Here is a 15,133-nt window from a genome sequence, read left to right as displayed (position 1 = left end):
ATATTAATATTTCATGCTATCACATAGAATATTCCATAAAATAAACTTATATCATAATTATAGTATTAACAATCCCCCAATTATCATAATATCCAGTAATAGAGTAATTGCAGCATTAATCATTACAATTTTCGTTCCAAGCTTTGTTCCAAATAGGGAAACATGTAATGGTAAGGAGTGCTTAACATACCTTGTTGAAAATGACAATACATTTCCAATAATAAGCCCTATCAAAACCTCCTTTGAACTTAAAATATTTTCGTTTAGAAATCCCCCAGCCATTACAATAGCTGCCTGAACATTCATTATTTCAGTTAATGAGACTAATCCAACATTTGGATTTAAACCAAGAATATTTGTTATTGGACTGACTAAATTATTTAGATAATCAAAAGCCCCAATTTTAGACAAATAGATGACCAAAAACATAGTAATAAGCATAACTGGAATCAATCTTCTTGAAAACCTTAAAGTGCTTTTTAATGATTTTTCCAAATTTTCTTTTTTATCCATTTTATTAATTTCTGGCACTTCAAAATCTGCTTTTTTTGAAATAATGCTCAAATATATAGTCCCAATTATACTCTTTGCAAATGCTACGCCTAATCTAATTAAAACAAATAATAATCCAGTTAACCCCAGTATTGGAATAACAACAGGTATAAAAAATGTAATTGTGTGAGACAGGACAGATGGGAATGAATTTGCAAGAGAAGTTCCGATTATTTCCCTTTCATTCAATTTTTTATCCTTTAATCCCTCTGCCAATATAGAATATCCAACTGTGGGGCTAAAAAAACATACTAAAATTGAAGATATTGAAAGGGGATTCATATTTAAATGTCTTGTAATAGGTTCCATGAGCTCCGAAAATTTTTTCATTATGCCGGTGTTTATTATATAATTCATTACAAACATTGAAATTAACACAATAATGGATATTTTCATCGTATATAGTAAGGCTATTTTAGCTGAGCTCATAACAATATTTACATCCAATATCATAATATATCACCAATACAGTGTAATAATTCAGCATTAATAAATCATTTAATAAATCATTAATTTAATCAAATAAAATACTTGAACATATAATATAAGTATATGTAGATATATATTATAACAAAAATATACAATAATATATGAGTCAGTAAAAACATAAAATGAATATACAATAAAAATAATAAAAAATAAAATAATTAGGTAGTATTATGAAAGTAATTGGAAAAATGGGAAAAGGCTCAAAAGAAATAAGTGAATCAAAATTATCGGATAAGATTAATTTTAAATCTCTTTTAATAAAAATAGCGGAAGATGCAAAAATAGCAGAAGGAGAAAAAGCAGTTGAAGATATATTAAGGTGCATATATAGAAATCAGCCAATTTCAACAAAAAAAATAGCCCAATATACAAAATTGCCCCTGCCAATAATTGCAAAGGTAAGGACAATTTTAGAGAGAAACAGAATATTATATAGGGAAAAAGGAGGAGCCCTATATTCAGAGGAGGGGCTAAACCTCATTGAAAAAAATTTAAAACTTAAATTAAATCATGATTTAAAATGCCCCATATGCAATGGGAAAGGCATAATTCTCAATGAATACTTTGAAGACATACTTAAAAAGCATAAAAAGTATGCAAAAATGAGACCTACTGTAAATACATCAATAGACCAGTCCTTTGCCACCCCTGAAACTGCCACATACCGAGCAGCGTTTATGGCAGATAGGGGCGATTTAGAAGGAAAAAAGATTTTGTTTGTTGGAGATGACGACTTAACATCCATACCTACGGCAATGAGTGGTTTATGCGATGAAGTTGTTGTTATGGATATAGACGATAGGTTATTAAATTTGATAGATGAAATCTCAGAAAAGGAAGATTTAAACATCAAAACAGTTAAACATGATTTTAGAAACTCGATAAAAAACGAATATATGGGAGCATTTGATACAATTTTTACAGACCCTCCATATACCTTGGAAGGATTAAAATTGTTCCTATCCCGTGGTGTTGAAGGATTGGGAGAAGGTGGAGGGGGTGCATTATACCTCGCATTTTCTCACAAGCCGATAGATGAATATTTGGAGCTCCAAAGAATTATCAACAGCATGGGGTTTGTTATATATGAGCTCATACCAGGATTTAACACATATGAAGGTTCTGAGATAATAGGAAATACCACATTTTTGGCCAGATTGATTGGGAAAAACTTAAAAAAATTTGAAGAGGGCGAAATCGATTTAGGCAAGTTATACACTGGTGAGGTAAAACCAACAATTAGGTATTATAAATGCCTAAATTGTGGTAAAACTTATGAAATTGATGGTAAAACCGTTAGAATAGAAAATTTAACCTGTGAATGCGGCGGGAAAAAATTCAAAATGATTAAGAGAAAAAAAATGAAATAGAATTAAAGACTAATAAATAATAAATTAATAAATAATATATACCTCATTATCCAAAATAATATTTATATTAATCAAAAATAACGGGTGTGATTATGATATATAAAAAAATCTTAATACCAACGGATAGTTCAGAAGTATCAATGGAAGCTGCAAAGCATGCTCTTGAAATAGCAAAGGCTATGAATTCCAGAGTATATGCCGTATATGTTGTGGATATTGTTCCATTTATTGGACTTCCAACAGAAGGATTATGGGAAAGTATGAAGGAGATTTTAGAGGAAGAAGGTAAAGAAGCCCTTAAAAAAATAGAAGATAAAGCAAAAGAAATGGGGGTTGATATAAAATCCGAAATTCTTGAAGGCAGTCCTGCAAAAGAGATTGTAGATTATGCCGAAAGAAAAAAGGTAGATTTAATAGTGATGGGGACTACTGGAAAAACTGGTCTTGATAAATTATTATTGGGTAGTGTTGCTGAAAAAGTTAGCAAAGGAGCTCACTGTCCGGTGCTCCTTGTAAAAATGATGGAAAAAGAAAAAGAAGAATAAAACCATTTCTTATTTTCTTATTTTTTTAGGGCAGTTTTAAAAAATAGAAACTAACATATTAATTAATAAGGAACAGGTAATCCTATTTCCTTCCTATGCTCGATTTCTTTTGCGTTTTTATCTTTTTTAAGTAATGCAAGTTTTTCAAGTATTCCTAAACCAAATTTACCTTCATCTATTGGTTTGGTTTCTAAATATCCTTCATCAATCATTTTGTTAATAAATTCTTCTCCTTTTGCAGTCCTTACAAATACAGAGCTCCAACCATCAGGGCTACCTACTGAACCTGTTGAAATATCAGCCAATTCTGCTGTATAGTCGGTGCATACATGACATGCTATTTGTTCATAAGGATGGGTTTCTTTTAACTTGATGGATTTTGTTTCTCCCCATTTCGTATATACCCAGAATTTACCTTTTCCAATGTCCAATTTAGCAACATCTTCTATTTTCACACCGCAGTGTTCTTCAACTATGGTTTTCATACCATTGTATGGGAAGTTTTCCATACAGAAGATTCCCACAATCAATGCAATTTTATCAGGCATGTGTCTAAATCCTACTGGATATTTTATGGCTTTTCTTGTAGCTATTACCTGACAAGGAGTTCCTACAACTCCAAGTTTTTCACAGCCGTATTCTCTGATAGCATTTTTCAAAACACTTAGATTTGAACATACGGTATATTTTGTTCCTGCAGCGTTTAAAACCTCTTCTGGTGTTGTGGCAACCTTAGGAACTGCCTTAAACTCATCTTCTTTATCTGCTACTATTACACCATCTAAAAGGTTGTTCTCCAATCCATAGATAAATGCAGCAGATACAATCCCTCCATCTTGGGATTTTTTCAATATTTTTTTATCTGCTGCTCTTGCAGATATTACTGTTTTATATTTTCCAAAAGCATCCATTTAATCACCCCTAGGATTTTATTATTTATTCCTCTAACTCCTTAACCTGTTCTGGAAGCCTAATTCTTGGGCACTGGAATGAACATGCACCGCATTTTATACATACTTCATTCAATATATTTGGTCTTCCTTCAACCATCTCAATTGCCCTTGTTGGACATGCAGAAGCACATGAGCCACATCCCATGCAAAGGGATTTATTTACCACATTTACAATTACATCGCATCCACAGGCTTCTTTGTTGTTCTGAGCAAATTCTGCAAATGGTTCCAAATAAGCCATATCTCCATTTAATGCTGCTGTAATTACATTAACTATCAATTCTGGTGATGGTGGGCATCCAGGAATTGCCAAATCACATTTAACAACTTCTGTTAGTGATGAGAACGAACCATGAACAGGTTTTGACATTTGCCCCCCTCTACAAAACCTTGTGACTCCACCTGTTGCCGCACATGCTCCCAATGCAACCAAAATTTTTCCTTTTTGTCTAACTTCCTGAGCTATTTCCATTGCATGATGGTCATCTAAACATACGGAACCTTCCAATAAAATAATATCTGCCTCAGGAATCTCCCTTGCATCAGCCAAGGTCTGACAATATACTAAATCAATAGCACCTAAAACATCTAAAAGCTTTTCGTAGGTGTCTGCCAATGAAACTAAGCACCCACAGCAACTACTTAGTTGCACATGTGCCACAGTTACCATGATTTCTCCTCCTTATTTTTTTAAAAAAATTATTCATATTACCTACTTTCTTATCTCATTCAATATTATTTCCACCGCCTTATCCACTGCTTCCTCAACTTCCTTGCTTAATTCAAGCACCACTTCAGGTTCAGAAACATATTTTGCCTGACATCCTACAACTTTTAATTCAATATCAAATTTATCACACACTTCCCTCAATGCTCTTGAAAGTGGCCAGTCGTGAATATCCAATTTAGTATGGTCAGGATTTGGCAAATATTCCTTTTCAAGTATTTTTATTTCCCCTGGCTTCAAACCATAATCGATTATATCAACTACTATTATTTTTTTAGTCTTTGAAGTTTCATCCATCAATGAAAGAACTTGCTGGGGAGCTCCTGCACCAGCATCTATAAGAGACACTCGTTCTTTTTCCTCCTCAGTTAATATATCATGAAGCCTCTCAATAACATGAACGCTGAATCCATCATCTGCAAATAAAATATTTCCGCAGGCTAAAACCATTATTTCCTTAAAGTAAGATAAGGTTAAATCACATTCTATTGTATCTATTGTATCATCACTATTTTCCATGTTTTTGGCAATTTCTAAATCCATATAATCAACCGCAAATTTTCTGTTGAAAATAATTTCCAACATTTTAACATAATGAGTGGTTGCTCTCAGGTCCCAATGGGTTCCCTTTGAGCGTCTTTATTCCATTTAAATTCTTCTTACTTCAATTACTTCTTTTGTTTCGTCATCTTTTACGATGACGTGGGTTGCACATGAAGCTCATATATCATAGGCACGCATTATGACTTCCGCATATTGATGTGGGTATTTCTCAATTGCCTTTTCAACTATTGGGAAGTTCCATGTTGATGCTGCTATGATATTGTAAGATTTAATCTTTCCGTCTTTTCCGACTTCTGCATAATGTGTGTTCATTGCCCTTGGTGCTTCATGAACTCCAATTCCTGAGCCGTCTTTGTATTCAGGAGTTACCTTTGTTTTTCCATTGATATTTAATTCATCAAGAATATCCAATGCCCTATAAACTGCCCCTAAGTTTTCCTGAGCTCTTGCAATGTTTATATCCATGGCACTTCCGCCTTCTCTGAAATTTCCAAACTTAATCATTCTTGCTCTTGGTCCCCCCTCTGCTGGAACTCCTGCATAGAATGGTATTTGCACCGTTGTGGTTTGAGCAACTTCTGCGTTTGTATAATATCTTTGAGCAGGAACTTCTGCAACATCATCCCAGTTTATAGCATTCCTATCCCCATAGGTTGTGTGGGATGCTATGTATGGGAATTCATGAGCTCCTAAATCAGGTATTCCTATTTCTTCAAGGTATCTTTCGATTAATCCTGTGTAGATTTCATACATTGTTTGAGCATCTTTTTCATACTGTCTGCATGCATAGTATAATTTTGATTTCGCCCTTTCAGAGATGTTTGTTCTCATACCACCTATTACGATGTTTGGTGGATGTATTCCCTCTCCCCCTACAACATCTACTATTAATTGTCCAACTTTTCTCATTCTCTGAATGAGTTTTATAGCCTCAGTTCTTAAATCAGTTTCATCAGGCTTTATAAAGTCGTCAGCAGTTAGTAGGTGGTGCAGTGGATGGGAGTGCATCCTATTTCCCAAACCTACGAGCTCCCTTAATAACATACCATCTTTTGGTATTTCACAGTCAATTGCATTTTCAATTGCCTCACAGGATGCTATACCATGTGTTGCCTGACAAATACCGCAAATTCTCATAACTGCAATAGGTGCAAAACTCGCAGGTCTTCCTTTTAACATTGTTTCAAATCCCCTAACTGGGGTTGTATTTGGATAATATGCTTTACTTACAATTCCTTCATCATCTACTTCCAATATCAATTTAGCATGCCCTTCATGCCTTGTGGTTGGAGTAATTTTTATTGTTTCTGCCACATGAGTCACCTCCAAAATGGAATAGTTATAATATATTTTTTTAGTGGCATTATATAAAGGAATATCTTTTTAAATATTCAAATAAGGGTGTTTAGTTTTTTAAATCCTAAAAAAAGTTAGTCAATTATTATTTAATTAATAAAAATAATTAAAATAGTGATAACCAAAAAAAAGAAAATTAAATATAATGCAATGCTTAAAACAACGGCAATACACTTCCTACTGTTGGTGCCATTGCGGGAATTTTGAAATTCTTCCATATATTCATAGCAAGGGATAGTGCCTGATACCTCTCTCCATGCATTACAAAGACTTTTTTTGGTTTTGGTATCTTTTTTAAATATCTTATCAAAGAATTATAATCTCCATGGGCGGAAAATTCTATTTTAACAACTTCTCCATTTATAGGTAGTTTGTTTTTAAATGGACTTATTTCCCTTGCTCCATCTTCAAGTTGCCGTCCCAATGTGCCTTCTGCCTGATATCCTGTTAATATAATCTTATTCCTTGGGTCCTTTAAAAGTTTTAAATATTGCAAAACAGGACCTCCTTGAACCATTCCTGATGTGGATATTATAATACAGGAATCATTTTTATTAAATACCTGCTTATTTGCTTTCTTCACATCACCAAATGGATTTATCCTGTTTTCAAGACCATTTCTTATCTTTGGATTTAACCATTTTGAATAACTCAAATATACGCCAGTGGCGTGAATCAATGAACCATCCACATAAACAGGGACGGTTTCCAATAATCCACTTCTCATGTAATTGCTTATTATGGCCATAATCTCCTGAGCTCTTCCCACTGCAAACACGGGGATAATTACCTTTCCCCCTTTTTCGATAGTTTTTGAAATCTCCTCTACAAGCTGTTTTTCCAAAACCTTTCTTGCTGGCTTTACATCCATTGGAGAACCATAGGTTGATTCTATAATTAATGTATCTATTTCATCAATATCAGTATCCGCAGGACGCAGTGTTTTAGTTTCTATTTCGTTAATATCTCCCGTATATAACACTTTTTTTCCATCTACATCTAAATATATTGAAGAGCTCCCAAGGATATGCCCAGCATCATGCAATTTTATAGAAATATCGCTTGTTATTTTTTTCTCCTCTCGGTAGTTTAATGTCTCAATGGCGTCCATGGCTCGTTTTATATCTTCTTCACCATAGGTCTTTGAAAGTTTTGCTATATCCTTCCAGATGATATACATCAAATCGATGCTTGGTGCAGTGCAGTATATCTTTTTAAAATTAAAATAAGGAACTGCACCACAATGGTCCAAATGAGCGTGTGATAGCACTACTGCATCTATATCGGTTGGATTTATATTTGGCAGGCTGTTATCTGATGGATTCATTCCACAGTCCAGCAATATTTTTGATTTTTTCGTATCTATCTCTACACAGGACATTCCTATTTGATGACATCCTCCGTGAAATCTAATTATTGGCATATTATCATCTTATATATTTTAATTTTTTAATATTTTAATATAATTAAAACTGTTAATTTAGAACATTAATATCGAAATACCTATATTATATGAGTTTTAGCAATTTTTCACTGAAATTGGTATCAATATCTCCTTTTTCACATCGTGTTATAATTGATGCTACGATATTCTTGGAGTATTTTATTGAAGGTGATTTTTTAATAAATGTAAATGTGGCTTTATAGCCTTCATCAATCAATCCAACATCTTTGAGCCCCAAAATTTTACCATTGTTTATTGTGGCAAACTTCAATATCTCTTTTGGGTCGATGTGGTATAATTTATAGATAAAATCCATTTCCTTAAACAAAGATGGGGAGTTCGCCATGAAATTGTCTGTTCCAAGCCCAACAAGCACATTATTTTTTAAAAGTTTAGTTATATCGGGTAATCCCACATTAAATGATGCGTTTGCCCTTGGACAGACTACAACAGGTATGCTGTATTCATATAGGAGCTCCGCTTCATGAGATGTTGCATGGGTTGCATGTATTATAAAGTTTGGATTGAGCTTTAAATCAATTATCCTTTCTATTTCGGTTTTTCCATAGGTTTTCTTTGAGTAATCAACGGAACCTTTATGCTCATTTGCATGTATTGAAAAAATCTTATAATCCTGACTTCTAATAAATTTTAAATCCTTGTCAGTATATTCATTACATCCGCTCAATCCTATTCCATCGGAATTTTTTAAAATATTTATTATTTCCTTTTTTAATTCTTCATTGTTGGATTTTGTGGGTCTTCCCAATATTATGGGTTTTATTGGGTCAATACTATCATTGTTAAGATTATTAGGTTCATTGGGTTCAAATGATTTTTTAAACAATTCATAAGATTCTTTAAAAAGATTTATGCCCCTTAATCCGTTTTCCCTGAAATCACAGAAATATTTTATTCCATTATTACGGAGCTCATGCAATCCATCCAACATCCCATGTATTAAATCTTTATCATCACAGGTATTTAAAAATTTATGTTTCAATCCATTTGGTGGTTTCACGAGCTCGTCAAGAGTTTTGTTTATTCCCATGTCTTTTATGATATTATCCCCGATATGGGTGTGAGCATTTATAAGGGGCGGTATTATTATCCCATCGTATTTTATATAGTTTTTAACATCTTCCTTTGTGAATCCTTTTATTATCCCATCTTCGATTACTAAAATACCTTTTTTATATTCAAATTCACTCCCATATAAAAAATTTGATTTTATATATATTGTGTTCATGAGCTCACCCGAAAATCTAAACTAAAAACAATCTATATAAAACAATCTATATATTACATTAATACCCAATGTTATTAAAAATATAAAAAATAACCATAGTGATAAAATGCTTTGTATTAAAAAACCATCAGTAAGGGCGAGTTATGAGTATTTAGTTGAGAAGATATTAAAAGACGGAGAAGACATGACCACTGAAGATGGGCAAAAATGTAGGGAGCTCCGAGACACAGTAATAGAAATTACAAATCCAAAATTGAAAAGTATAAGTCCTAAATATCCCCTTGGAAAAAAGGCAGTTGAGCAATATACTAATAACTTGCTATATGGCTCTGAAAATGTGTTTTCCTACGATTATCACGGTAGATTATTTGAATATCCCCTAAATGATGACAAAATAAACCAGATAGATTTTATTATTGAGAAATTAAAAGAACAGCGAAATTCAAGGCGTTGTGTGGCTATCACATGGCAACCAAATATAGATATTGAAGTGAGTAAAAAGGATAGGGGGAGCGTTCCATGTCTTCAATTTGTGCAGTTTCTTATAAGAGATAATAAACTGTATCAGACCGTTTTATTCAGAAGCAACGATTTAATGGTTGCTTATCACGCAAATGCCATCGGTTTAATAGCTTTGGGGGAAATGGTAGCGGAAAAAGTCGGCGTTGATTATGGCGGTTATGTTCATCATGCGGTAAGTATGCATATTTATGTGGATAGGGATAGGGATTATATAAAGAAATATTTTAATGATTATTTGAAATATTTATAATTTTTATTTTTTTATAATTTTAGGGGAGATTATGGGAAAAGCTATAATTAAATACAATAATCCTAAAAAAGAAGAAGATGAAGAGTTTTATGAAAAATTTATTGAATGTTTAAAAAGCGGAGATGAATTTAAAATATATGATGCAGTTGTTGAGGGGAATATTGATATTAAGGAAATCTATGAAAGGATTAAAAATATTAAAGATGAAGAATTAAAAGGGGCTACGCTTGAAAAGAAAGACTATAAGATAATCATAAAAATTAATATAAATGTATATATGGTTAAAGTTAAATTTAAAGGCGAATTTAAAATGTGTTATTCAACAAATTTTGAAGAACCAAATATTCGCACAATATTTGGTGGAAATGCTTTTTTCACAAATTCAACATTTGAAAAGGGTGCAAATTTTGACTACTCGATTTTTAAAAAAGATGCTGTATTTTGGCTTTCTAAATTTGGGGATAAAGGTAGTGTCAAATTTAGATATTCAATATTCGAGGGAGAAGCTCAGTTTAATAATTCAGTGGTTGGATTTAGGATTCACTTTATGAATTCCATATTTAAAGGAAAAGCTGATTTTAGTAGTGCGATATTTAAACATGCTGAGTTTAACCACGCAATATTTGAAAAAGATGCGGACTTTAAAAATACAATAAGTGGTAAATTAGAATTTGATAAATCGACTTTTGAAGATGTTGCATATTTTAGAGACATTTATTTTGGTATATTATCTTTTGTAGATTGCACATTTAAAGGCATGGCAGAGTTTAGAAAAGGACGGATTAGATTTAAAAAATATGAATGGTATAATAATCGATATTATGTAAAAAGGCAAGATAAACTACGGGCAAAATTAATATCAAATACAATTGAATATAGTTTGGCGATATTTAACAATGCTCAGTTTTTAAACAAACATTCCAAAATAAAAAATTTTCAATTATCTAAAACATCCTTTTTAATGACGGATGTTAGGGAAATAATGTTATTATGCGACATTAAAAAAGAAAAAATATTGAGCCATATGCTTTTTGAAAATAAACTAAAAGAAAGTAGGGATAATAAAAATAAACCAGATGAAAGCAAGGATAATGAAAAAACGGAAAATGAGAATAAAACATATTATCACATATTAAAAAATAGGGGTTATTTCTATTTCAATGAACTTATTGAGGACATAAATTATAATTCAGTCCTTGCAGAATATAGAAATTTAAGAATATCTGTTGAAGACAACATGACCTATGAAGAAGCATCAAATCTTTATAAAATGGAAATGGAGTTTAAAAAGAAATATTCAAAAAACAATTTTGAAAAATTAGCCATATGGTTTTATAATTTAGTATCAAATTGCGGGGAATCGGTGGAAATATCAGTTTTATGTATCTGTTTAGCCATTGTTTTACTTCCGTTAGGTGCATTAACATACAATTATCATTTTAGTCATAAATATGAATGTTTTTTGTTTTTCCTACCTTTCATAATTTTATTTTCAAATTGGCTCATAAATCAAATAGTTAAGGATAAAAAAATTAAATTAAACATGAATAGTAAAATTAAAAACTTTATATTATTATATGTTCCAGTAATATTTTGGTCAGCATTGATAATTTATTATGGTTATTATTTATATACCAAATATCCATTGCTGATAAGGGATACAATTACAGCATTTTTTCAATTAAAAATTGATGATGCAATGATAGAAGGAACTGATAATTATAAGCACTTTATGAAAAACTGGGAACCGCTTATAAGAGTAATATCTTTAATTTTATTAGGTAATCTCTATATCGCACTTAGAAGAAGATTGAGCAGAAAATAATTAAATCTTCTCAATTAACCAATTTCCCAATAATAAGGCATCACCAACCGACTTAAAGGATTTTAAAGCATCCTGTTCATTGCAAACAATTGGCTCGCCGTGTAAATTGAAACTTGTATTTAAAACTGCGGGAATATCCATATTTTCATAAACATAATTTATTATATCGTAATAGGTTTTATTAAATTCTCTCTTTAATGTCTGAGCTCGGGTAGTATTATCCACATGAACAACACCATCTATTTTATCCTTATTTTCAGATTTCACATCAAACAGCATAGTCATAAACGGGCTGTATATGGGATTAATTAAATAATCATCAATATGCTCATAAAGCATTGTCGGTGCAAAAGGCATAAATTCATCCCGTTTTAACATTCTATTAATCTTTTTTGCATTTTCCCGTTTAGGTAGTGATATTATACTTCTATTTCCCAATGCCCTAGGTCCAAATTCCATTTTATCTCTACAAATGCAGACAATTTTACTATTTACTACTAAATTTCCAATAATTTCAGGGAGCTCATCCTCTTCCAAATATGTAATTTTATAATTTTTGCAAATATTATCGTTGCTATTGAGTAGGAGCTCTACATTCTCATTTTTAATTTCATATCCTAAATATGTATCTTTTAAGGTTATATCTTTATTTTTGGTTTTTTTGTTCTTTTTATCATTAAAAAGCAATGCAGAACCAACAGAAAGCCCTTCATCCCCCATAAATGGTGGAACATATAAATTATAATTTTCCGCTATTTTTTTATTTAATCGCACATTCTGTGCTACTCCACCACTAAAAACTATATCATTTATACCAGTTTCTTCTGAAAAATCTTTTATCATTTTTAAAACAACATCTTCAAGAGTTCTTTGAGCATATTTTGAAATTAACACTTTGTTTTTAAAGTCTATATTTTTATCTTTTAAATCAAAAATCCTTTTTAATGCCTTTGTAGCTTCATACCCAACAACACCAAGATAATTCTCAAAGGATTTCCTTTTACTATCATAATCAATAACTTTTAAATCGATATGGGATTCATCTGCACAGTCATAACTGGACAAACTCATTACTTTTCCTTCATCTTCCATAGGTTTGAATCCTAAAACCTCCGTAATAGATGCATAGAAATCACCAACAGAATCTATTAAATCACTTTGAGCAATAACTTCCAAACCTTTTTTATTTCCTATTGATACTGTTGAAGAAAGGGAATCGCCCCCACCATCTATTGTAATTACCAAACACTCCTTGAAATCCGATAATTTATATAATGAAGCATGGCATAGGTGATGGTTAAAATAAACCATAGGAACATTTATTTCTTTTTGAAAACTTTTTAATGCTTTTAATCTATTTCCTTTTCTAAACATGCCTCCTACGGTTATTAAGTCTATTGTATCATTTATCTCATTTAAAATATAATTTACAGAATAGTTTGGAAATCCTCTTTGATTTTTCTTTCTTGTAAATCTTTCTTCGCTTATGGCATATTTTATGCTATTACCATCTATCAAACAGGCACTTGCATTATGTCCGTCGTGGATTCCTAATATCATACAATCACAGTTAGTATTTTTTAAAAATATTGAAATGCCATATTTAAATAATCATCTATAAAAAGTAAATTTCGAATACTGCGGAGCTCCGATAATATCATATATTATGTCCAACTATAAAAAAATAAAAATAGTAGGATTTAAAAATAATTAGGATTTCATTGAAATAGCATAAGCTTTGTTAGCCCAATAATCCAATATATCATTTACTTTTTTTCGTTCATTGTTCTTTTTTTTCTTTGCTATCCTTTTTAGCCTGTTTATTGCATATTTCATCTCATGTTCTGACATTAGAGGGGCATTTATTAATATGTTTATTGCCAGTTTATCTATTTCATCTATTTCATCCACATCTTCCATGTTGAATTTTTTCATAGCACCGACCTCAAATAAATTATCCTACCTTAATTAAAATAAATTTTATATTTGTTAAATTAAATCTTAATAGTATATAATCCATATTTATAATTTTTTATTTTAAATTTAGTAATAATACCACATATTTTATAACATTTATTAATAATAAATTTGTTATAAATATTACAAATCTTAACATATATATAGATTATGGTTTAATATTTAATCAAATTTTTTTTAATAATATAAATCCAAGGTGAGATTATGAAGGTGTCCGTAATTGGGGCTTCTGGAAGAATTGGGTCAGCAGTATCCTTTTTACTTGCAAAAGAATCTTCTATAAAGCATATAAATTTAATATCGAGAGAGAAATCCTTGAACAAATTAAAGGGAATAAAAATGGACATATATGACGCTCTTGCAGCTGAGGGAAGGGATGCAGAAATTGAAGTCCATAGTGAGAAAGACCTTTCAGTGGTGGATGGGAGTGAAATTACCATTATTCCAGCAGGCGTTCCAAGAAATAATAAAATGTCAAGACTTGATTTGGCAAAAGAAAATGCAAAAATCATTAAAAACTATGTGAGGGGTATTTCAAAAACCTGCGACACAAAATTGTTTATAGTAACAAATCCCGTTGATGTAATGACTCAAAAGGCATTGGTTGAAAGCGGCTATGAAAAAAATCAAGTTTTTGGATTGGGAACCCATTTAGATTCCATGAGATTTAAGGTGGCAATTGCAAAATATTTCGGAGTGCATATTGGTGATGTTAGAACAAGAATAATTGGAGAGCATGGAGACACCATGGTTCCATTGTTAAGTGCCACAGCAATTGGGGGTATTCCCATAACTCGATTGCCCGGTTTTGAAAATTTCCCATACCAAAAAACAGTTGATTTCGTAAAAAATGGGGGGAAAAGAATAATAGAATTAAAAGGAGGTTCTGAGTATGGTCCAGCATCTGCCATAGTGAATGTTGTTAAATGCATAACCAACAATGATAAACGACTATTGACACTTTCCGCCTATTTGGATGGAGAAATAGATGGGATAAAAGACGTATGTATTGGAGTTCCCGTTAAAGTTGGAAAAAATGGAATAGAAGAAGTAGTTCCTATAAAAATAAGCGATGATGAATTTAATGCATTTAAACACTCTGTTGAAGTTGTAAAAAATTGCTGGAATGAAGTTAAAGATATTTAATTTCTATTTTCTAATTTTAACAATTTATTGATTAATATCATTTTTTTATTTTTCATATATTTTATTAAAATTTTCAATTAAAGACATTTTTAATATTCAACAATTTACTTTTTTTAGTAATAACATATTTATATACCAATCACAATTTAGTATTATTAGGTAAT

At 31.3% G+C, this 15,133-nt stretch carries 14 protein-coding genes; 5 read left to right on the top strand and 9 right to left on the bottom strand.

Translation table 11 applies throughout. The features are described from left to right. Positions 1 to 57: 57 nt before the first annotated feature. The gene (locus tag Mjas_RS04575; RefSeq protein WP_421077027.1) at positions 58 to 1,005 is read right to left on the bottom strand and encodes a nucleoside recognition domain-containing protein; all 948 of its coding nucleotides are present in this window, start codon (positions 1,003 to 1,005) and stop codon (positions 58 to 60) included. A gap of 206 nt (positions 1,006 to 1,211) precedes the next feature. Between Mjas_RS04575 and Mjas_RS04570 the strand changes: the two genes are divergently transcribed. Together Mjas_RS04570 and Mjas_RS04565 are read left to right on the top strand one after the other, a co-directional pair. Next, entirely contained in the window at positions 1,212 to 2,411 is a 1,200-nt protein-coding gene (locus Mjas_RS04570; RefSeq protein WP_421077026.1) for a bis-aminopropyl spermidine synthase family protein, read from the top strand. Between the two features lie 92 nt (positions 2,412 to 2,503). Next, a complete protein-coding gene (locus Mjas_RS04565; protein WP_421077025.1) occupies positions 2,504 to 2,956 on the top strand; it encodes a universal stress protein in 453 nt (150 codons plus the stop codon). A 62-nt stretch (positions 2,957 to 3,018) separates the two neighbouring features. On the opposite strand, the gene frhB is transcribed toward Mjas_RS04565, so the two are convergent. From frhB to Mjas_RS04535, 6 genes are all read right to left on the bottom strand, one after another. Continuing rightward, a complete protein-coding gene (gene frhB / locus Mjas_RS04560) occupies positions 3,019 to 3,867 on the bottom strand; it encodes a coenzyme F420 hydrogenase subunit beta (protein WP_421077024.1) in 849 nt (282 codons plus the stop codon). Between the two features lie 25 nt (positions 3,868 to 3,892). Next, positions 3,893 to 4,579, bottom strand: coding sequence for a coenzyme F420 hydrogenase subunit gamma (gene frhG, locus Mjas_RS04555; protein ID WP_421077023.1), 687 nt, complete (start codon positions 4,577 to 4,579; stop codon positions 3,893 to 3,895). A 42-nt stretch (positions 4,580 to 4,621) separates the two neighbouring features. Then, complete coding sequence (gene frhD, locus Mjas_RS04550) at positions 4,622 to 5,155, bottom strand: coenzyme F420-reducing hydrogenase, FrhD protein (RefSeq protein ID WP_421078570.1); 534 nt, start codon at positions 5,153 to 5,155, stop codon at positions 4,622 to 4,624. A 129-nt stretch (positions 5,156 to 5,284) separates the two neighbouring features. Next, positions 5,285 to 6,514 carry a coenzyme F420 hydrogenase subunit alpha gene (gene frhA, locus Mjas_RS04545; RefSeq protein WP_421077022.1) on the bottom strand — a complete coding sequence of 410 codons (1,230 nt, stop codon included), beginning with the start codon at positions 6,512 to 6,514 and terminating at the stop codon, positions 5,285 to 5,287. 196 nt (positions 6,515 to 6,710) lie between these two features. Then, the gene (locus tag Mjas_RS04540; protein WP_421077021.1) at positions 6,711 to 7,979 is read right to left on the bottom strand and encodes an MBL fold metallo-hydrolase; all 1,269 of its coding nucleotides are present in this window, start codon (positions 7,977 to 7,979) and stop codon (positions 6,711 to 6,713) included. An 85-nt stretch (positions 7,980 to 8,064) separates the two neighbouring features. Then, positions 8,065 to 9,249 carry an amidohydrolase family protein gene (locus Mjas_RS04535; RefSeq protein WP_421077020.1) on the bottom strand — a complete coding sequence of 395 codons (1,185 nt, stop codon included), beginning with the start codon at positions 9,247 to 9,249 and terminating at the stop codon, positions 8,065 to 8,067. A gap of 106 nt (positions 9,250 to 9,355) precedes the next feature. Between Mjas_RS04535 and Mjas_RS04530 the strand changes: the two genes are divergently transcribed. Together Mjas_RS04530 and Mjas_RS04525 are read left to right on the top strand one after the other, a co-directional pair. Next, entirely contained in the window at positions 9,356 to 10,021 is a 666-nt protein-coding gene (locus tag Mjas_RS04530; protein WP_421077019.1) for a thymidylate synthase, read from the top strand. Positions 10,022 to 10,052: 31 nt separating this feature from the next. Continuing rightward, positions 10,053 to 11,846 (top strand): pentapeptide repeat-containing protein, encoded by a 1,794-nt coding sequence (locus tag Mjas_RS04525; protein WP_421077018.1) that lies wholly within the window; start codon positions 10,053 to 10,055, stop codon positions 11,844 to 11,846. Here the strand turns inward: Mjas_RS04525 and Mjas_RS04520 are convergent, their stop codons facing one another. Together Mjas_RS04520 and Mjas_RS04515 are read right to left on the bottom strand one after the other, a co-directional pair. Continuing rightward, entirely contained in the window at positions 11,847 to 13,406 is a 1,560-nt protein-coding gene (locus tag Mjas_RS04520; RefSeq protein WP_421077017.1) for a carbamoyltransferase C-terminal domain-containing protein, read from the bottom strand. Between the two features lie 150 nt (positions 13,407 to 13,556). Further along, complete coding sequence (locus Mjas_RS04515; protein ID WP_421077016.1) at positions 13,557 to 13,781, bottom strand: hypothetical protein; 225 nt, start codon at positions 13,779 to 13,781, stop codon at positions 13,557 to 13,559. Positions 13,782 to 14,027: 246 nt separating this feature from the next. Here Mjas_RS04515 and Mjas_RS04510 point away from each other — a divergent pair, with 246 nt between their 5' ends. Then, on the top strand, positions 14,028 to 14,969 hold the full coding sequence (locus tag Mjas_RS04510) for a malate dehydrogenase (protein WP_421077015.1): 942 nt from the start codon (positions 14,028 to 14,030) through the stop codon (positions 14,967 to 14,969). Positions 14,970 to 15,133 lie beyond the last annotated feature (164 nt).

The organism is Methanothermococcus jasoni, assembly GCF_049075655.1.
Lineage (GTDB): Archaea > AGJL01 > Methanococci > Methanococcales > Methanococcaceae > Methanofervidicoccus.
Note: the sequence above shows the minus strand (reverse complement) of the source record. Positions and strands in the feature narration are given on the sequence as shown.